We start from the raw sequence: 16,835 nt of genomic DNA, 5'->3' as shown, positions 1-16,835 counted from the left end.
CCCAAGGCCGCGGATGGTCCTGGCGCCAGCCAGGGCTGGACGGCGGGCGCGGGAGGGCTTGCCTGTCTGCTTTTGCGAGCGGGTCAGATCGGCACCGGCTGTGCCAGCTCCAGCAGCTGGTCCAGATCCATGTATCGCTCCAGATGCGCCGCCAGCGCGTCCAGCGTGTCCTCGACGCCGTCCTCATACCCCGCCTGGCTTTCATGCCCCAGTGCCGCCAGAACGCTGGCGCGGAAGGCATCCGAGGAAAACAGCCCGTGCAGGTAGGATCCCTTCACCCGGCCGTCCGCCGAGGCGGCGCCCTCGGCCCGGCCGCCGATACTCAGCCAGGCGCGGGCGCAGTCGGCGCCGGTTGTGCGGCCCATGTGGATTTCATATCCGCTCACCGGCAGATTGCCGTCGCGGGTCACCGCTTCCGTCAGGGTGACGCGCTTTTCGCCCGACATCACCGTATGCACATCCAAAAGCCCCAGCCCCGCGGCCTTGCCGGGGCGGCCGTCGACCCCGCCGGGATCGTCAATGGTCTGGCCCAGCATCTGATAGCCGCCGCACAGGCCCAGCACATGGCCGCCGCGGCGGCAGTGGGCCTGAATGTCGATGTCCCAGCCCTGGCGGCGCAGATACGCCAGATCGCCGATGGTCGATTTGCTGCCGGGCAGGATCACCAGATCGGCATCGCCGGGCAGGGCGCGCCCCGGCGGCACGATCTCCACCGTCACCGCCGGTTCGGCGGCCAGCGGGTCGAGGTCGTCGAAATTCGCCATCCGCTCCAATTGCGGCACCGCCACCTTGCAGGCGCCGCCCTTGTGCGAGGCGATGTCCATCATATCCTCGGCCGGCAGTTTCCAGGCGTCCCAGAACCACGGCACCACCCCCAGGCAGGGCCAGCCGGTGCGCGCGGCAATATCGTCCCGTCCCGCATCAAACAGGCTCAGATCGCCGCGGAAGCGGTTCACCAGGAACCCCGCAACCCGCTCCAGGTCATGGCGTTCAAGCACCGCACGGGTGCCCACGATCTGGGCAATCACCCCGCCGCGGTGAATGTCGCCGGCAATCACCACCGGCACCTGCGCGGCACAGGCAAAGCCCATATTGGCAATGTCGTTCTTGCGCAGATTGGTCTCGGCGGGCGATCCGGCCCCCTCGATCAGCACCAGATCGGCCTCCGCGGCCAGCCGCCGGTAACTGTCCAGCGCCGCCTCCAAGAGACCTGATTTGTCGCGCATGAAGGAGCCGGCGCCCTGGGTGCCGCGGCGCTGGCCCTGCACAATCACCTGCGCGCCGGTGTCGGTCTCGGGTTTCAGCAGCACCGGGTTCATGTCGGTGTGGGGGGGGCGCATCGCGGCCCGGGCCTGCAGCGCCTGGGCACGGCCGATTTCGCCGCCTTCGGGGGTGACGGCGGCATTGTTCGACATGTTCTGCGGCTTGAACGGCGCCACTTTCAGACCGCGCCGCACATAGGCGCGCGCCAGCCCCGCCACAAGGAGCGACTTGCCGACATTGCTGCCGGTGCCCTGGATCATGATCGAACGCGCCATTGCTGCCTCTCCCTGCCTGCGCCCCTCTGTCAGGGCCTGCATAGCAGCTTAGGCGGCGCCGTCCATGGGCGCTGTGCCGGAACCGCCAGCCGGCGGCAGCCGAACGACGGCTTGCCCCCGCGGAAACCGGGGCGCGCAAAAGAAAAACGCGCCCCAAGGGGCGCGCTTTTCAGCAATGCGGGGCAGCGGCCTTAGGCGGCTTCTGCCTGCGCAGCGTTGCGGCGTTCGCTTTCTTCACGCGACAGCGCAACCGACGTCCGCACTCCGCGGCCGACAAAGTCCATCAGCCCTTCGACCACCCGTTCATTGGGGTCGATACCGGCGCAGGACAGCACTTCGCGGCCATCGCGCGAGCGCGCCCAGCGGGCAATCTGTTCCGGGCCATTGCCGTATTTCTTGTCGTCGGCGATGGCATCATCCAGTGCGGCCAGGACAACGGCTGCAAAAAGTTTGCGGGCACGGTTGCCTTGCTCGTTGTTATAAGCGGTGCCGTCTACGAAATCTCGCATCTCGTATCCCTTGTTGTTCTTGCTATTGCAATTTTCGGCGTAGCGCTGCTTATGACGGAAGTGTGACGATTCGGATAGAGCGCAGATGCATAGCATTCATGCAATTTGCGCATAGCTTCTTCATCCTTCGTACACACCATATCCTTGTCTTGCCAGCGATCAGCCTGCCAGATATAGGGTCTTGCAAGTTTTCAACAACCATCTGAAAGGCATTTTCCCATGCCCAAGATCAACGGTAACGAAATCCGTCCCGGAAACGTCCTGGAACATAATGGCGGTTTGTGGGCAGCGGTGAAGGTCGATCACGTCAAGCCCGGCAAGGGCGGCGCCTTTGCCCAGGTCGAGCTGCGCAACCTGCGCAATGGCTCCAAGCTGAACGAGCGGTTCCGCTCGGCGGACAAGGTCGAGAAGGTCCGGCTGGAGCAGAAAGACCAGCAGTTCCTCTATGAGAGCGACGGCATGCTGGTGTTCATGGACACCGAAACCTACGAGCAGATCGAACTGCCGGCCGAACTTCTGGGCGAACGCCGCCCGTTCCTGCAGGACGGTATGACCATTGTGGTGGAATTCCACGAATCCGAGGCGCTGAACGCCACCGTGCCGCAGAAGGTGACCTGCCAGATCGTCGAGACCGAGCCGGTCGTCAAGGGCCAGACCGCGGCGAATTCCTTCAAGCCCGCGATCCTGGACAACGGCGTCAAGGTCATGGTGCCGCCCTTCGTCGGCCAGGACGAGATGATCGTGGTGAATACCGAGACCATGGAATATTCCGAGCGCGCCTGAGCCGCCTCAGGAGACCGCAATCAGAAAGCCCCGTGCAGATGCGCGGGGCTTTCATTTTTGGCGCTGTCAACTTCAGCTTTCAGCCGGGCCTCTGCCGGTTTCCCCGCATTGACCGCGGCGAGTCCCGAGTGACCGATGCTGCGATGCGCCACGAATGCGGGCTTCACACTTCAGGAAAGATTTCCGAGGCAAGCCGGACATCTGCGTAGCTGGCGGCCAAAGGTGCCATGATCGCCGCATGAACCAATTCGGACGACACATTTACACCATTATGCGCGACATTTGCTGCTGCGCAGGCATCGTGAGCCACCGACACTTCAAAGCCAAGGTCAACTCCGGCTCGGACAGTCGCGTCGACGCACATCTGGCTCATTGCGCCGCATATGACGAGGTGCTCAATCTGTGCCTCCCGCAACAGGGCTTCCAGGTTCGTGCCGGCAAAGCTGTTCGGCCTGGCCTTTTCGACAACTGTTTCCGCAGCCTTTGGTGCAACACTGTCATGGATTTCTCCGCCGGCGGTTCCCGGGAGAAAAAACCGGGCCGCATCAGGTGCCATGACATGTTTGACATGGATCACCCTCACACCTGTCTGGCGCGCGGTCGCAAGCAGGCTTGCGGCCCTTTCCGAAGCGGCGTCCATGTGCGGCAGAGCCATCTTGCTTCCCTCGAAGCTGGGGAAATAATCGTTCTGGATGTCGATCAGGAGCAGGGCGGTATTGGTCATTTTGGCCTCGTTTCAATGTTCGTTTAACTCTGTCTTGGGATTTACGATGCCATGCCCTGCCGCTACGATTGGCGGATATGACAGAGAATGTGCCAAATACGCCAATGGTCGCCATTGTCGCCTATGAGGGTGTTCAACGATCCGCTTTGCATGGGCTGGGCGAAATGTTTGACGTGGCCAATGGGCATGTCGACGAACAGACCGGGCGGAAGATTTTCCATCAGGTTCTGACGCCCGCCGCCATTGATCCTGCGCAAGACATCGACGCCATTATTTTCCCGCCGAACTTAACAGGGGCAAGGGGGCGCGATGACCGCAACCTGCACTGCTGGATCAGGCATCAGCATCTGGACGGAACGATCATTTGCTCTGCCTGTGCCGGAAGCTATTGGCTGGGGCATGCAGGTATTCTGGATGGTCGCCCGGCGACAACGCATTGGGCGCTCGAATCGGACTTCCGGTCAACCTTCCCGAAGGTGTGCCTGCACCCCGAACACATCCTGCTGGATGACAATGATATTGTCACCGCCGGCGGGGTGATGGCTTGGGTGGATTTAGGGATCCATCTGATCGGTCGCTGGCTTGGCCCGGCCGTCGTCTCACGCACGTGCCGTCAGATGCTGATCGACCCGACGGGCCGGGAGCAGCGCAATTACCGGTCTTTCCGCCCGGACATGACGCATAAAGACCAGACCATCCGCACCCTGCAGCTCTGGATGGAGGGTCACGCCGAAACAGATCTATCGGTTGCTGCCTTGGCCCATCGGGCTGGTCTTTCGGAACGATCACTCCATCGTAAGTTTCCAAGCGCAACCGGGCTTTCCGTAAATCGATATGTTCAAGAGCTTAGAGTTGAAAAAGCAAAGGGGCTGCTCGAACTCACGGCGCTGCCGGTCAGCGAAATCTGCTGGCGTGTCGGCTATCACGATGTTTCCGCTTTCAACCGCCTCTTTAAATCTGTTTCAGGCCTGAGCGCTGGTGAATTTCGAAGCCGTTTCAAAATTCATCCAATTTAGAGGTCCTGTTGTGGTGTAAGGCGGACACCCGGCGCGATGCAGGGAATGTTCTGAAAGTCCGCAGAACCGGCCGGGAATTTTTACCGCAGCAACGCCGCCGGCACGCAGGATTTTCTGCTGGAGCAGAGCTGACCCAAGCCCGCCATCGCCCTGCAGCTGACGGCTGCGCGGTATTTCTGTGCCCGGAACGGAAAAAACCCTTCCGTTCAGCCCGCTTGCGGCTGCCAGGTGACACGGGCCTCCCCGGCCAGCATTTCGCCCTTGGCGCGGTCGAGCCGCAGATAGGCAATGCCCTTGCCGCCGGATTGGGTAAACAGCGTGCCCGCCGGCTTGCCGTCTGCGGTGATCTCCGTGCCAACCGGCGCCGTGCCGTCCACGTCCACTGTGCGGAACCCTTTGCGCAGCTCGGTCTTGTGCTTCATCCGCGCCGTCACCTCCTGGCCGACATAGCAGCCCTTGCGGAAATCCACCCCGTTCAGCGACTCGAACCCGGCTTCCAGAATATAGCTCTCCGGTCCCAGCTCGACGCCGGTCTCAGGGATGCAATGCGCCACCCGGATCGCATCCCAGTCGCTGCCGTCATCGCCGCCCGCGGCGCCGTACACCCGCCAGCCCATCGCCGCATGGCGCGGGTCGGCATGGGCGCCCGCGGGCCTTTCCCCGGTGCCGCGCTGCACCTGCAGATCGGTCATCTCCACCTGCACATCGGCGCGCAGCCGGTACATGTTCAGCCGCTTCAGCAGCCCCTCGGCCAGCGACGCTTCCACATCCAGCAGCACCGCCTCGCCGTCCGCGGCCAGAAAGAAATCCGCCAGATACTTGCCTTGCGGCGTCAGCAGCGCGGCATAGACCAGCCCGCCGCCCAGCCGGTCCACATTGTTGGTGACAAGCCCCTGCAGAAAGGGTTTGGCGTCACTGCCCGTCAGGCGCAGGATGCGGCGGTCGCTCATTTTGTGTCTCCGGTGTGGCTAAGGGGACGTTTCATAGTGCCGCCCAGTGATATAGGAAGCAGGGCGGAAGAAAACAGGAATTCCTGCCATGCCCGCGCCGGTCAGCATCATCATTCCCACCCTGAACGCAAGCAGCGAGCTGCCCGCTGCGCTCGAACATCTGATGGAGGGTCTGGCCGCCGGTCTGATCCGCGAACTGGTGGTCTCCGATGGCGGCTCCGCCGATACCACCCGCGCCATTGCCGAGGGGGCAGGCGCCGCATGGATCAGCGGCGCCGCGTCGCGCGGCGGCCAGCTGCGCCGGGGCTGCGCAGCGGCCAGGGGGGACTGGCTGCTGGTGCTGCACGCCGACACCCATCTGGAACCGGGATGGGCCGCGGCGGTGGCCCAGCACCTGCAGCAGGGGCAGGGGCGCCCCGCTTACTTCCGCCTGCGGTTCCGGGCCAGGGGGCTGATGCCTGCCTTGGTTGCCGGCTGGGCCAATCTGCGGTCCCGCCTGTTCGGCCTGCCCTATGGCGATCAGGCCCTGCTGATCCGGCGCGATGCGTATGCGGCCGCGGGCGGCTATCCGGATCAGCCGCTGATGGAGGACGTGGCCCTGGTGCGGCGTCTGCGCGGGCTGACCGTTTTGCCCTGCGCGGCGCTCACCAGCGCGGTGCGCTATCAGCGGGCCGGCTGGCTGCGGCGCGGCGGCCGGAACCTGTGGACACTGATGCGGTATTTTCTGGGAGCGGAGCCTGCAAAGCTGTCCGCTTCCTACCGGAAATAGACCTCCTGCGCGGCTGACTGGCGGGGCAGCACCCGGCCCTCCCCAGGGAAGGGCGCATTTGCGCCCGTCCAGGCTTGGGCGCTGCCCTGTCTGCCATTCCAAAAAAGCTGGAATTCAGCCGAACACCTTCCGTGCAAAACGGCGGAACCAGCGGTCCCTGCCGTTTGCGGCGCCGCCCGGCACCTGTGCCGCCTGGGCGGCAATGCCGGCAGTATCCACCACCGTCTTGCCGTCCTGAAACTGCAGCCGGTACAGGTCGGCATAGACGCCGCCGCGCGCCAGCAGCTCGTCGTGGGTGCCCTGGTCCAGCACCCGGCCGCGGTCCATCACCACGATCTTGTCGGCGTTGCGGATGGTCGACAGCCGGTGCGCGATCACCAGCGTGGTGCGGCCGCCCGCCAGCTTGTCCAGCGCCTGCTGCACCACCTTCTCGGATTGCGCATCCAGCGCCGAGGTCGCTTCGTCCAGCAGCAGCACCGGCGTATTGCGCAACAGCGCCCGCGCAATCACCACCCGCTGCCGCTGGCCGCCCGACAGGGCCGAGCCGCGCGGGCCGACCCGGGTGTCCAGCCCATGTTCCAGCTTGGGCAGGAAATCCGCCACATGCGAGGCCTCCAGCGCCGCCTGCAGCTCGTCCTCGCTCACATCGGTGCGGCCCAGCACGATATTCTCAAGCAGGGTCTCGTCAAACAGCATCGCATCCTGGGTCACAACCGAAAACAGCCCGCGCAGATCGGCGGTTGTCAGGTGGGTGACCTCAACCCCGCCGACGGTCACCGACCCTGCCTGCGGATCCACCATCCGGGTCAGCAGGTTGAAAATCGTCGATTTCCCCGCACCTGACGCGCCCACCAGCGCGGTGGTCTTGCCTGCTTCGGCCTCCAGCGTCAGCCCGTGCAGGATCCGTGCGTCGCCGTAATGCAGATCGACGCCGTTCAGGCTGATGGCTGGCAGCCCCTGCGGCGCCGGTTGCGGCTGCTCCGGCTCGCTCAGCAGGATCGGCGCATCCAGCAGTTCCTTGATCCGCTCCAGCGCTGCCGCGGCGCCCTGCCAGACGCCGGAAATATTCGCCAGCCGCCGCATCGGCTCAAACGACAGGCCGATCGAGGTGAAAAAGCTCATGAACTGGCCGACGGTCTTTTCGCCGGCAATGATCTCGTTGCCGCCATACAGCAGCACCGCCATGAAGCCGACACCGGCCATGATGTCGGTCATGCCGGAAATCGACGAGGTGCCAAAGGCCGCCTTCACTTCCGAGCGGACAAAATCATCGGTGCGTTCGGAAAACCGGTGCACCTGATACTCCTCCAGCCGGTTCAGCTTGACCGGCACGATGCCGTGGAAAATCTCGTCCAGCCGGGTCGCCAGATCGGCGCCCAGATCGCGCGCCCGCGACGCCTTCTTGCGCACATAGCGCTGGATGGTGGAGATCGGCAGCAGCAGCACCGGCACCCCGATCAGCAGGATCAGCGTCCAGCGCCAATCGATGCTGAAGGCGACGCCCAGCACCGCCACCAGCGCCACCAGATCGCGCCCCGCGCCGGTGATCACCGCCTGCCAGACCGCGTTGATCGCATAGACGTCCGACTGGATCCGCTGGATCAGCAGCCCCGGCGGATGCTGCTGGTGAAACGCCGGGTCCTGGCGGATCAGCCGCGCCAGCATATCCTTGCGCAGATGCGCCGCCGAGGTCTGCGAGACCTTGCTCAGCAGCACTTTCTGGGTGACGCTGGACACGCCGCGCATGGTGAAAATCGCCAGAAACGCCAGGCTGACCCAGACCAGCGCGTCGGAATTGCCGGCCACAAACACCAGATCGAACATCGGCTGCATCATGTAGCCAAGCGCGCCCATGGTGGCGCCTTCCAGCAGCATGAACACCGCGGCGATGCCCAGCAGCCCGATGTAGTGGCGCAGATAGCCGCGCCACAGCCAGCCGAACAGCTCGCGGGAGGATTTGTGAGGCTGGCTCATGCGGGGAGGGTCCGGCAGGGAGTTCGGGTCATTTCGCGCCTTTTCTGACATGCCGCAACCATTTAAGCAGGTCGGTTGCAGGGCGCAAGCAATTCGCCGTGCCGCTGCAGCGGGCGGAATGCCCCCCGCGGGACGGCCGCAATGGTCCGGGCGGCGCGTCAGCCGCGGCTTGGAAACAGGCGGAAGGCGGGTTTCACGCCTTCCGCGCGTTCAGGCGGATGTCCAGCCTGGTGATAAGATGGTTGATCAGCACCGCCAGCACCAGAACAGGCACCATTCCGTACATCACCCAGACCACAAAGAAGATCCACACCAGGTTGATCCCGGCAAAGGTGATTGCGGCGATGAAGAAATCCGGCATGTTGGCCGGCAATTCAGGGTCACGCATGACAATTCTCCCGGTTCTGCACCAAAATGGTAGTCCAGCAGGGGGGAATGTCCGGTAAAACCGGCGCGATCCGGCGGCGGTTGGCAAGTTTCAGCCGGCCCGTGCCGAAGCCAGCGCCCGCGGCAGTGCGGCGGCAAAGCCCTCCAGCTCCGCCTGCGGCCCGCAGCTCACCCGGATGCAGCGGTTTTGCGGCGCGGCAAAGGGCATCCGCACAAAAATCCCCTGATCCACCAGCGAATCCAGCACCGCCTTGGCAAACACCCCGTCCCGGCCGCAATCAATCGCCACGAAATTGGTGGCCGAGGGCAGGGCGCTCAGCCCGTTGTCCGCCGCGATCCCGGCAATCCGGCGCCGCGCCTCCGCGATCTGCGCCAGCACCTGCGCCAGCCAGTCCTGATCCTGCAGCGCCGCCAGGGCGCCGGCCTGCGCCGCCCGGTTCATGCCGAAATGATTGCGCACCTTGTCGAAGGCCGAGATCAGATCCGGGTGCGCCAGCGCATAGCCGGCCCGCGCGCCGGCCATGCCATAGGCTTTTGAGAAGGTCCGCATCCGGATCACCCGCGTATCATCGGCGCTGACGGGGGCTGCGGTGCCCTCCGGCGCGCATTCCACATACGCCTCGTCCAGCAGCAGCAGGCAGCCCTCCGGCAGATGGTCCAGCGCCGCGGCGATCTCCGCCCCCTTGTGCCAGCTGCCCATCGGGTTGTCGGGATTGGCCAGATAGACGATCTTGGCATCCACCTCCGCCGCTTTGGCAAACAATGCCCCGACATCCTCGCGGTCGTCCCTGTACGGCACCATATGCAGCAGCCCGCCGAACCCGGCCACATGATAGTTGAATGTCGGATAGGCCCCCAGCGAGGTCACCACCGCATCGCCCGGCCCGATCAGCAGCCGCACCAGATACCCCAGCAGCCCGTCGATGCCTTCGCCGGCAATGATATGCTCGGGCCGCACCCGGTGGTGCGCCGCCAGCGCCTGGCGCAGATCATGGCTCTGTGCATCGCCGTATTTCCAGATGTCGGCTGATGCCTGCGCCATTGCCGCAACCGCCTTGGGCGAGGGGCCGAATATGTTCTCATTGGCGCCCAGCCGCGCGGCAAAAGCCTGGCCGCGGGCGCGTTCCTGGGTTTCGGGGCCGACAAACGGCACGGTGGAGGGCAGGGAGTGCGCAAGCGGGGTATAGCGGGGACCAGTCATGGGGGCAGATAACCGAAAGCCCGCGAAGGGGGCAAGGCTTGCGTCGCCGCAGCTGCCCGCGCAGTCCGCGCCAGGTCTTTCAGGGAGTCTTTCACGGGTTTCCGCTTCGCCCTGCTGGCCGCCGCCCTCGGCTGCCTCCTGTTCTGGCCGGTGCCGGTGGACCATAACGCCAATGATCCGCCGGCAGCTCCGGGCTTTCCCGCTCCCTGGCCCGAAAACCGCGCCCTGATCCTGCCCTCACGTCGCACTGGCAACCCTCCCGCATCCGGGGCAGGCTGGCTGCAAATCAGCAGCGGGGAACAAACCATGGCCCGAGTCACCACCGGCTACAAGGACCACATCGCCTATGTCACGCTTGCCCGCCCGGACAAGCACAATGCCCTCGACGATGCGATGATCGAGGCGATCATCGCCGCCGGGCAGGAGGTCGCCGCCTCGGATGCCCGCGCCGTGGTGCTGGCCGGATCAGGCAAAAGCTTCTGCGCCGGCCTCGACATGGCCAGTTTCGCCAGCCTGATGCAGCGCGACCTGAACAGCCTGGTGATGGAGCGGAGCCACCATGACGCCAATGCGTTCCAGGAGGTGGCGATGGTCTGGCGCCGGGTGCCGGTGCCGGTGATTGCGGCCATCCACGGCGCCTGTTTCGGCGGCGGGCTGCAACTCGCGCTGGGCGCCGACATCCGCATTGCCCACCCGGAGGCGCAGCTGTCGGTGATGGAAATGAAATGGGGGCTGATCCCGGATATGGGCGGCATGGCACTGCTGCCGCGGCTGCTGCGCTCCGACGTGCTGCGCCGCCTCACCTACACGGCCGAGAAAATCGGCGCCCCTCAGGCGCTGGACTGGGGCCTGCTGAGCGAACTGTCAGACAGCCCGCTGACCCGCGCCCAGGAGCTGGCCGCCGTCATTGCAGCAAAAAGCCCCTCCGCCATCCGGGCCGCCAAGCGCCTGATCGCTGTCGCCGAAAGCGGTGCTGCCCAGGCCGATGTGCTGCTGGCGGAAAGCGCCGAACAGCTGCAGCTGATCGGCAAGCCGGATCAGATGGAGGCGGTCGCCGCACAGCTGCAAAAACGCCCTGCGGACTTCGGCTGACGCGGCGTCCGCTTTTTGCCGATGCCGTGCCCCGCACTCTTCTGTGCAGTGCAAATACGGCCGTCCCGCTGCCCGGCAGGCCGCCTTGCCGCCGACGCGGGGGAGGCCGGGCGCGGACCCGGCGCCGCCCTGCCGGCAAGCCTTCAAAAACCGCAACATCGCTTTCTCGCCAATTTTTCCTAAAATCCGCCACTGCCGGCGGGAAACTGCCGCCAGCCGGCAGAAAAATGCCGCGTAAAATCCGCAGAAACCCCGGTTAACTTTTTGGCAACATTTATGGGCGATTTCTGCCTTCAGCAGGGCACAAATCAGGCCAATCGAGCATTCGGAAATCTGCTGCCGGGAGGCCCGTTCGGGCGCCGGAAAGCTGGTTGCGATCTGAAGACCTGCAGTACATCCGGCTGAGGCGCCCCTGTCTCAGCACCGGACTTCAGAAAGGAGCGAGGCTGATGCAACTGGTGCAGAAAAAATGGTTCATCTTGTTTGAAAGCGGCGGCCTTCTGTCCCGCACCGGGGACAGGATCACCTATTTTTATGACGAGGCTCTGAGCTTCGGCGACCGCGAGGCGGCCCGGCGCTACCTGGCGGCCAATGAAAACAAGGTCAGCTGCACCGGCCTGCGCCCGTCGCTGACCGAAGCGGCCTGAACGGATGGCTTGCCGCCAGCTGCAGGCCCCCTGCGGCAGAGGCGGCGATGCCTAGCTCGGCACGCTGGCTGCTCGCCTTCAGCGGGGTCATGATCTCCGCCTCGGCGCTGCTGTTCTGGGCCTGGATCGGCGGCGCGGGACAGGCGGCAGCGGATCAGCCCGGCTGGTTCACCCCGGCCGCATTGCGGTTTCTCTGGCTGCCGTTTCTCAGCGGTGCCGGGCTGGTGCTGGCGGTCTGCTGCGCCGGACGCCCGGGCCTCTGACCTGCCAGACTCAGACCTGCCAGCCATAAAAAAGCCGCGCCCTGCGCAGGCGCGGCTGTCTGGTCAACGGATCTGCGGCCGGCTTACAGCGACGCGTCGTAGATCTTTGAGATATTCGCCCCCAAGGCGGCATCGTAATCCGCATCGCTCATGGCGGCGTTCAGCCCCTCGGTCAGCGCCCGGCTGAACGAGGCGATCATTTTCCTGTTCTGCGCCAGGCGGGCGCAGGCGTCATCGGTGCTGTAGCCGCCGGACAGCGCCACAACGCGGACCACATTGGCGTGATCGGCCAGATCGTCGTACAGGCCCGGTTTGGCCGGGATGGTCAGCTTCAGCGCCACCTTGCAGTCCGCGGGCAGGGCATTCAGCTGCTCCAGGATCTCCGCCTTCAGGACCTCTTCGGCCTCTGCCTTGGTCGCGGAATTGATGTCCACTTCCGGCTCGATGATCGGCACCAGGCCGGCCGCCACGATCTGCCGGCCCGCTTCGAACTGCTGGGCGGCAACCGCCTTGATGCCCGCGGCATTGGCCTCCTTGATGACCGAGCGCATCTTGGTGCCGAAAATGCCGGCGTCATTGGCCCGCGCCAGAAGCGCATCCAGCTCCGGCATCGGCTTCATCATCTGCACGCCGTCGGCTTCTTCCTCCAGGCCCTTGTCAACCTTCAGGAACGGCACCACGCCGCAGCTGTTCCACAGATACTCGGCCGCCGGGGTGCCGCCGATCGCACCGTCCATGGTCTTCTCAAACAGGATCGCGCCCAGGATCCGGTCCTTGCCGAAGCTCGGCGAGGTGATGATGCGGGTGCGCATCTTGTGGATCTCGGCGAACATCTCGTCGTCGTTTGAATAGGCGTCTTCATTCACGCCATAAAGCTTCAGCGCTTTCGGGGTCGAGCCGCCCGACTGGTCCAGCGCGGCGATAAAGCCCTTGCCGTTGGCGATGCGGTCGAGTTGTGCCTGATGTACGGAAGCGTCTTTGGCCATAATGCGTCACTCTTCTTGGGAATGGTCTGTCTTGGCGCTGTCTATACCGCGAATCCGCTGGAAAACAACGGGGTGTTGCGCTAACGGCGCCAGGATTTGCCGCCTGCGGCAGCAGATCGCGCAGCGGTGCGCCGCCGCGGGAGCAGGCGTCAGCCCAGCCAGTCCTTGCGGGTGACCGCGTCATTCAGCGCAATCAGATCGCCGCGCAGCTCTTCCAGGCTGATCGGCCCGCCCAGGCACACCCGCACCGCTTCCTCCGGCTGGCCGGTGACGGTGAAGGCATCGCTGGGCAGGATGCCGATCTGGCGGGTCGCCATGCGGCCCATCACCTCGGCCCGGCTGGTGCCGCGCGGCAGGGACAGCCACAGGTTGAAGGCCAGCGGGTCCGCATCGGCGGAACAGACCTGCAGCACTTCCGCCGCCAGCGCCTGCCGGGCGGCCGCGGCCTGGCGCACAAAGGCCTGGATCTGCGCCGCGGTGCCGTCCTCGATCCAGCGCCCCAGCAGCGCCAGGTTCAGCGGCGACACCATTACATGCATCGACCGCAACGCCTGGCTGAACTGCCCCATCAGGCTGCGCTGCGGCACCGTGGTGCAGGCCAGCCGCAGCCCGGCGCCGAAACATTTGGACAGGCCCGCAACATGCCAGCCCAGATCCGGGATCAGGCTGCTGATGGCGGAGGGCGCATCCTGGGCGACGAAGCAATAGGCGTCATCCTCGATCAGCGGCAGCGCATGCTGTTGCAGCACCGCGGCCACCTGCCGCCGCCGCGCGGCGGGCATGGTGCGGGTGGTCGGGTTCTGCAGCGTCGGGTTCAGATACAGCGCCGCGGGCCGGTGACCGGTGACGGCCTGTTCCAGCGCCTCCGGCAGGATGCCGTCGCGGTCTGCGGCCAGCCCGATCAGCCGGATCCCCAGCCGCGCCGCAATCGACCGCAGCCCGGGATAGGTCACAGCTTCGCATAATACGGTCGAACCGGGCGCGCAGAGCATCGTCAGGATTGCATAGAGACTGGCATGGGCGCCCGGCGTGATCACCAGCCGTTCCGGCGCGCAGGGCAGGTGGTTTGCCTGCAGCAGATCCGCCGCAACGGCCCGGTCCTGCGGGCTGCCGGTGACCGATTGATAGCGCAGCAGCGGCATCAGATTGGCCGAGACATGCGCCAGCCCCTTTTCCATCTGCGCCAGCAGCGCCGGGTCGTCCGGCTCCGGCGGCATGTTCATCATCGGGTCTTCTTCCAGCGCCCGGCGCGGATCGGGGCGTTCGGGCAGCGCGTCCGGCGCCTTCACAAATGTGCCGCGGCCGACGAAGCTCTCGATATAGCCGCGCCGCACCGCTTCGGCGTAGCCTCTGGCGACGGTTGAGAAATCCACCCCCAGATCCTGCGCCACCCGCCGTTGCGGCGGCAGCCGGTCGCCGGGGGACAGCACGCCTGCGCCGATATCCGCCTTGATCGCCTCGGCGATCTCCACGTAGCGGGGCTTGCCGCTGTTCAGGCGGGCAGGGGTCCAGGGGGGCATCTGCGCTGTCTCCCGCCGGTGTTCCGGCGCATTGTGTCATGATTGATCGGTTCAATGCCTGATTGCCTCTGTGAATGCAATAATAATGATCGCAGATTGATTGCATTCATTGAGGGAATCACTGTATCAGGCGGCAAACCCGAGGAGACCTGCGATGACTGGGATGGATGTTTTGCAACAGGACCAGCGGGCGCTGAAGCCCGCCTTGCTGAAGGGGCTGCGCCTGCGCTGCCCGAACTGCGGCGAAGGCAAGCTGCTGCACAGTTATCTGAAGGTGAACGACGGCTGTTCGGAATGCGGTCAGGAACTGCACCACCAGCGCGCCGATGACGGCCCGGCCTATCTGACCATCCTGGTGGTCGGCCACATCCTCGGCTTTGCGCTGCACATCGTCTATACGCAATTGCGCCCGGACCCCTTGACCCTGGCGGTCATCATGTCGGTGATCACGGCGGGGGCGTCGCTGGTGATGCTGCCGCGGATGAAGGGGCTGGTGGTGGCCTATCAATGGGCCAAGCGGATGCACGGGTTCTGAACCGGCCTGAAGGAAATCAATAAAATGGCAAAAGGCGGGCCGCTGGCCCGCCTTTTTCTGTATTTTCCCAGCGCCGCGCAGCGGCGCCGGGCCCAACGGGCGCTGCTCACGTGATGTGAGCCAAGCGGCAGGCGGGAGGCCCCTGCCTGCCGCGCGCTCCCTCAGACCAGACGCGAGGTGTCTTTGGCTGCGCGCACGAAATCGTCAAACAGCGGGTGCGGCGCAAACGGCTTGGACTTCAGTTCCGGGTGGAACTGCACCCCGATGAACCAGGGGTGGTCTTTCCATTCCACGATCTCCGGCAGGCGGCCGTCGGGCGACATGCCCGAGAAGTTCAGCCCGCATTCTTCCAGCTTTTCGCGGTATTTGATGTCCACCTCATAGCGGTGGCGGTGGCGTTCCTCGATATGGGTGCTGCCATAGGCGGCGGCCACTTTGGAGCCTTCGGTCAGCGCCGCGTCATAGGCGCCCAGGCGCATGGTGCCGCCCTTGTCGTCATCGGCCTTGCGGCTGACCTTGTGGTTGCCCTGCACCCATTCCTTCAGGTGATAGACCACCGGCTCGAACCGTTTCCTGCCGGCCTCATGGTCGAATTCCTCGGACCCCGCCTCGGCAATGCCCGCGACGTTGCGCGCGGCCTCGATGACCGCCATCTGCATGCCGAGGCAGATGCCCAGATAGGGCACCTTGTTTTCGCGCGCATATTGCGCCGCCTTGATCTTGCCCTCGGTGCCGCGCTCGCCAAAGCCGCCGGGCACCAGGATCGCATGGTAGCCCTGCAGATAGGGGGCGGCGTCTTCCTTGTCGAACAGCTCGGCGTCGACCCATTCGATCTTCACCTTCACCCGGTTCGACATGCCGCCGTGGGTCAGCGCCTCGGCGATGGATTTATAAGCGTCTTCCAGCTGGGTGTATTTGCCGACAATCGCCACCTTCACTTCGCCTTCAGGGTTGTAGATGCGGTCGGCCACATCTTCCCAGCGGGCCAGGTTCGGCTTGGGGGCAGGGGCGATGCCAAAGGCATCCAGAACCGCCTGGTCCATGCCTTCGCGGTGATAGGCCAGCGGCGCCTCGTAGATCGATTTCAGGTCCTGCGCGGCAATCACCGAATCGGGGCGCACGTTGCAGAACAGCGCCAGCTTTTCGCGCTCTTTCTTCGGGATCGGGCCTTCGGAGCGGCAGACCAGGATGTCCGGCGCCAGACCGATCGACCGCAGCTCCTTCACCGAGTGCTGGGTCGGTTTGGTCTTCAGCTCGCCGGAGGCCTTGATGTAGGGCAGCAGCGTCAGATGCATGAAAATGCACTCGCCGCGCGGCTTGTCCTGGGCAAACTGGCGGATCGCCTCGAAGAAGGGCAGGCCTTCGATGTCGCCGACGGTGCCGCCGATCTCGCAGAGCATGAAGTCGACCTCATCCTCGCCGATCGAGATGAAATCCTTGATCTCGTTGGTGACATGCGGAATGACCTGGATGGTCTTGCCGAGGTAGTCGCCGCGGCGCTCCTTCTCCAGCACGTTGGTGTAGATCCGCCCCGAGGAGATCGAGTCGGTCTTGCGGGCCGGCACGCCGGTGAAGCGTTCGTAGTGGCCCAGGTCCAGATCGGTCTCGGCGCCGTCGTCGGTGACGAAGACCTCGCCGTGTTCGAACGGGCTCATGGTTCCGGGATCGACGTTCAGATAGGGGTCCAGTTTGCGCAGGCGGACGGAATAGCCGCGGGCCTGCAGAAGAGCCCCCAGTGCTGCCGAAGCCAGGCCTTTGCCCAAGGATGAAACGACACCGCCAGTGATGAAGATAAAACGCGCCATATGTATTCGGCTGCCCCCGTGAGAAGTCAGATTTCAGCTGCCCGGCGGTGATCGGAATCATCCGAAAAACCGCAGCATCACGGGACTTCATATATAGAGGATTCGCGCGTAATGCGCAAGGGAACCGCAAGATGCT

Annotated in this window: 17 protein-coding genes; 7 read left to right on the top strand and 10 right to left on the bottom strand. The window is 64.8% G+C overall.

Annotated features, from left to right (window positions below):
* Positions 1-83: 83 nt before the first annotated feature.
* Both AC0KW6_RS07020 and AC0KW6_RS07015 read right to left on the bottom strand, forming a co-directional pair.
* On the bottom strand, positions 84-1,538 hold the full coding sequence (locus AC0KW6_RS07020) for a cobyric acid synthase (protein ID WP_474034532.1): 1,455 nt from the start codon (positions 1,536-1,538) through the stop codon (positions 84-86).
* 191 nt (positions 1,539-1,729) lie between these two features.
* Positions 1,730-2,047 carry a DUF6280 family protein gene (locus AC0KW6_RS07015; protein ID WP_008556013.1) on the bottom strand — a complete coding sequence of 106 codons (318 nt, stop codon included), beginning with the start codon at positions 2,045-2,047 and terminating at the stop codon, positions 1,730-1,732.
* Between the two features lie 219 nt (positions 2,048-2,266).
* Here AC0KW6_RS07015 and efp point away from each other — a divergent pair, with 219 nt between their 5' ends.
* Complete coding sequence (efp, locus tag AC0KW6_RS07010; protein WP_024089371.1) at positions 2,267-2,830, top strand: elongation factor P; 564 nt, start codon at positions 2,267-2,269, stop codon at positions 2,828-2,830.
* Between the two features lie 163 nt (positions 2,831-2,993).
* Here the strand turns inward: efp and AC0KW6_RS07005 are convergent, their stop codons facing one another.
* Positions 2,994-3,554: a cysteine hydrolase family protein gene (locus tag AC0KW6_RS07005; RefSeq protein ID WP_474034531.1), complete on the bottom strand. Its 561-nt coding sequence runs from the start codon at positions 3,552-3,554 to the stop codon at positions 2,994-2,996.
* Positions 3,555-3,631: 77 nt separating this feature from the next.
* On the opposite strand from AC0KW6_RS07005, the gene AC0KW6_RS07000 reads away from it, so the two are divergent.
* Positions 3,632-4,570: a GlxA family transcriptional regulator gene (locus AC0KW6_RS07000; protein WP_474034530.1), complete on the top strand. Its 939-nt coding sequence runs from the start codon at positions 3,632-3,634 to the stop codon at positions 4,568-4,570.
* Positions 4,571-4,776: 206 nt separating this feature from the next.
* On the opposite strand, the gene ygfZ is transcribed toward AC0KW6_RS07000, so the two are convergent.
* Positions 4,777-5,520: a CAF17-like 4Fe-4S cluster assembly/insertion protein YgfZ gene (ygfZ, locus tag AC0KW6_RS06995; protein ID WP_474034529.1), complete on the bottom strand. Its 744-nt coding sequence runs from the start codon at positions 5,518-5,520 to the stop codon at positions 4,777-4,779.
* Positions 5,521-5,608: 88 nt separating this feature from the next.
* Between ygfZ and AC0KW6_RS06990 the strand changes: the two genes are divergently transcribed.
* Positions 5,609-6,289 (top strand): TIGR04283 family arsenosugar biosynthesis glycosyltransferase, encoded by a 681-nt coding sequence (locus tag AC0KW6_RS06990; RefSeq protein ID WP_474034528.1) that lies wholly within the window; start codon positions 5,609-5,611, stop codon positions 6,287-6,289.
* Positions 6,290-6,403: 114 nt separating this feature from the next.
* Here the strand turns inward: AC0KW6_RS06990 and AC0KW6_RS06985 are convergent, their stop codons facing one another.
* The 3 genes from AC0KW6_RS06985 to AC0KW6_RS06975 all read right to left on the bottom strand — a co-directional run bounded on the left by AC0KW6_RS06985 (position 6,404) and on the right by AC0KW6_RS06975 (position 9,851).
* Positions 6,404-8,263 carry an ABC transporter ATP-binding protein gene (locus AC0KW6_RS06985; protein WP_474034527.1) on the bottom strand — a complete coding sequence of 620 codons (1,860 nt, stop codon included), beginning with the start codon at positions 8,261-8,263 and terminating at the stop codon, positions 6,404-6,406.
* A 193-nt stretch (positions 8,264-8,456) separates the two neighbouring features.
* The gene (locus AC0KW6_RS06980) at positions 8,457-8,651 is read right to left on the bottom strand and encodes a histidinol phosphate aminotransferase (RefSeq protein WP_323783988.1); all 195 of its coding nucleotides are present in this window, start codon (positions 8,649-8,651) and stop codon (positions 8,457-8,459) included.
* A 90-nt stretch (positions 8,652-8,741) separates the two neighbouring features.
* Positions 8,742-9,851, bottom strand: coding sequence for a pyridoxal phosphate-dependent aminotransferase (locus tag AC0KW6_RS06975; RefSeq protein WP_474034526.1), 1,110 nt, complete (start codon positions 9,849-9,851; stop codon positions 8,742-8,744).
* Between the two features lie 306 nt (positions 9,852-10,157).
* On the opposite strand from AC0KW6_RS06975, the gene AC0KW6_RS06970 reads away from it, so the two are divergent.
* The 3 genes from AC0KW6_RS06970 (at position 10,158) to AC0KW6_RS06960 (ending at position 11,853) form a co-directional block, all read left to right on the top strand.
* Positions 10,158-10,943 (top strand): crotonase/enoyl-CoA hydratase family protein, encoded by a 786-nt coding sequence (locus tag AC0KW6_RS06970; RefSeq protein ID WP_323783993.1) that lies wholly within the window; start codon positions 10,158-10,160, stop codon positions 10,941-10,943.
* A 449-nt stretch (positions 10,944-11,392) separates the two neighbouring features.
* On the top strand, positions 11,393-11,590 hold the full coding sequence (locus AC0KW6_RS06965) for a hypothetical protein (protein ID WP_474034525.1): 198 nt from the start codon (positions 11,393-11,395) through the stop codon (positions 11,588-11,590).
* Positions 11,591-11,637: 47 nt separating this feature from the next.
* On the top strand, positions 11,638-11,853 hold the full coding sequence (locus tag AC0KW6_RS06960; protein ID WP_474034524.1) for a hypothetical protein: 216 nt from the start codon (positions 11,638-11,640) through the stop codon (positions 11,851-11,853).
* Positions 11,854-11,936: 83 nt separating this feature from the next.
* Here AC0KW6_RS06960 and AC0KW6_RS06955 read toward each other — a convergent pair whose 3' ends face one another.
* Together AC0KW6_RS06955 and AC0KW6_RS06950 are read right to left on the bottom strand one after the other, a co-directional pair.
* Positions 11,937-12,839 (bottom strand): fructose bisphosphate aldolase, encoded by a 903-nt coding sequence (locus AC0KW6_RS06955; protein WP_474034523.1) that lies wholly within the window; start codon positions 12,837-12,839, stop codon positions 11,937-11,939.
* A 149-nt stretch (positions 12,840-12,988) separates the two neighbouring features.
* Positions 12,989-14,359: an aminotransferase-like domain-containing protein gene (locus AC0KW6_RS06950; protein WP_474034522.1), complete on the bottom strand. Its 1,371-nt coding sequence runs from the start codon at positions 14,357-14,359 to the stop codon at positions 12,989-12,991.
* A 154-nt stretch (positions 14,360-14,513) separates the two neighbouring features.
* On the opposite strand from AC0KW6_RS06950, the gene AC0KW6_RS06945 reads away from it, so the two are divergent.
* Positions 14,514-14,894, top strand: coding sequence for a DUF983 domain-containing protein (locus tag AC0KW6_RS06945; RefSeq protein WP_323783885.1), 381 nt, complete (start codon positions 14,514-14,516; stop codon positions 14,892-14,894).
* A gap of 161 nt (positions 14,895-15,055) precedes the next feature.
* Here the strand turns inward: AC0KW6_RS06945 and AC0KW6_RS06940 are convergent, their stop codons facing one another.
* Positions 15,056-16,699 carry a CTP synthase gene (locus tag AC0KW6_RS06940; protein WP_474034521.1) on the bottom strand — a complete coding sequence of 548 codons (1,644 nt, stop codon included), beginning with the start codon at positions 16,697-16,699 and terminating at the stop codon, positions 15,056-15,058.
* Positions 16,700-16,835 lie beyond the last annotated feature (136 nt).

The sequence above is a fragment of the Leisingera sp. SA215 genome (assembly GCF_055902035.1).
Note: the sequence above shows the minus strand (reverse complement) of the source record. Positions and strands in the feature narration are given on the sequence as shown.

Coding starts and splice junctions, on each gene's coding strand:
- AC0KW6_RS07020 (WP_474034532.1), bottom strand. CDS start 1,538: ATGGCGCGTTCGATCATGATCCAGGGCACCGGCAGCAATGTCGGCAAG.
- AC0KW6_RS07015 (WP_008556013.1), bottom strand. CDS start 2,047: ATGCGAGATTTCGTAGACGGCACCGCTTATAACAACGAGCAAGGCAAC.
- efp (WP_024089371.1), top strand. CDS start 2,267: ATGCCCAAGATCAACGGTAACGAAATCCGTCCCGGAAACGTCCTGGAA.
- AC0KW6_RS07005 (WP_474034531.1), bottom strand. CDS start 3,554: ATGACCAATACCGCCCTGCTCCTGATCGACATCCAGAACGATTATTTC.
- AC0KW6_RS07000 (WP_474034530.1), top strand. CDS start 3,632: ATGACAGAGAATGTGCCAAATACGCCAATGGTCGCCATTGTCGCCTAT.
- ygfZ (WP_474034529.1), bottom strand. CDS start 5,520: ATGAGCGACCGCCGCATCCTGCGCCTGACGGGCAGTGACGCCAAACCC.
- AC0KW6_RS06990 (WP_474034528.1), top strand. CDS start 5,609: ATGCCCGCGCCGGTCAGCATCATCATTCCCACCCTGAACGCAAGCAGC.
- AC0KW6_RS06985 (WP_474034527.1), bottom strand. CDS start 8,263: ATGAGCCAGCCTCACAAATCCTCCCGCGAGCTGTTCGGCTGGCTGTGG.
- AC0KW6_RS06980 (WP_323783988.1), bottom strand. CDS start 8,651: ATGCGTGACCCTGAATTGCCGGCCAACATGCCGGATTTCTTCATCGCC.
- AC0KW6_RS06975 (WP_474034526.1), bottom strand. CDS start 9,851: ATGACTGGTCCCCGCTATACCCCGCTTGCGCACTCCCTGCCCTCCACC.
- AC0KW6_RS06970 (WP_323783993.1), top strand. CDS start 10,158: ATGGCCCGAGTCACCACCGGCTACAAGGACCACATCGCCTATGTCACG.
- AC0KW6_RS06965 (WP_474034525.1), top strand. CDS start 11,393: ATGCAACTGGTGCAGAAAAAATGGTTCATCTTGTTTGAAAGCGGCGGC.
- AC0KW6_RS06960 (WP_474034524.1), top strand. CDS start 11,638: ATGCCTAGCTCGGCACGCTGGCTGCTCGCCTTCAGCGGGGTCATGATC.
- AC0KW6_RS06955 (WP_474034523.1), bottom strand. CDS start 12,839: ATGGCCAAAGACGCTTCCGTACATCAGGCACAACTCGACCGCATCGCC.
- AC0KW6_RS06950 (WP_474034522.1), bottom strand. CDS start 14,359: ATGCCCCCCTGGACCCCTGCCCGCCTGAACAGCGGCAAGCCCCGCTAC.
- AC0KW6_RS06945 (WP_323783885.1), top strand. CDS start 14,514: ATGACTGGGATGGATGTTTTGCAACAGGACCAGCGGGCGCTGAAGCCC.
- AC0KW6_RS06940 (WP_474034521.1), bottom strand. CDS start 16,699: ATGGCGCGTTTTATCTTCATCACTGGCGGTGTCGTTTCATCCTTGGGC.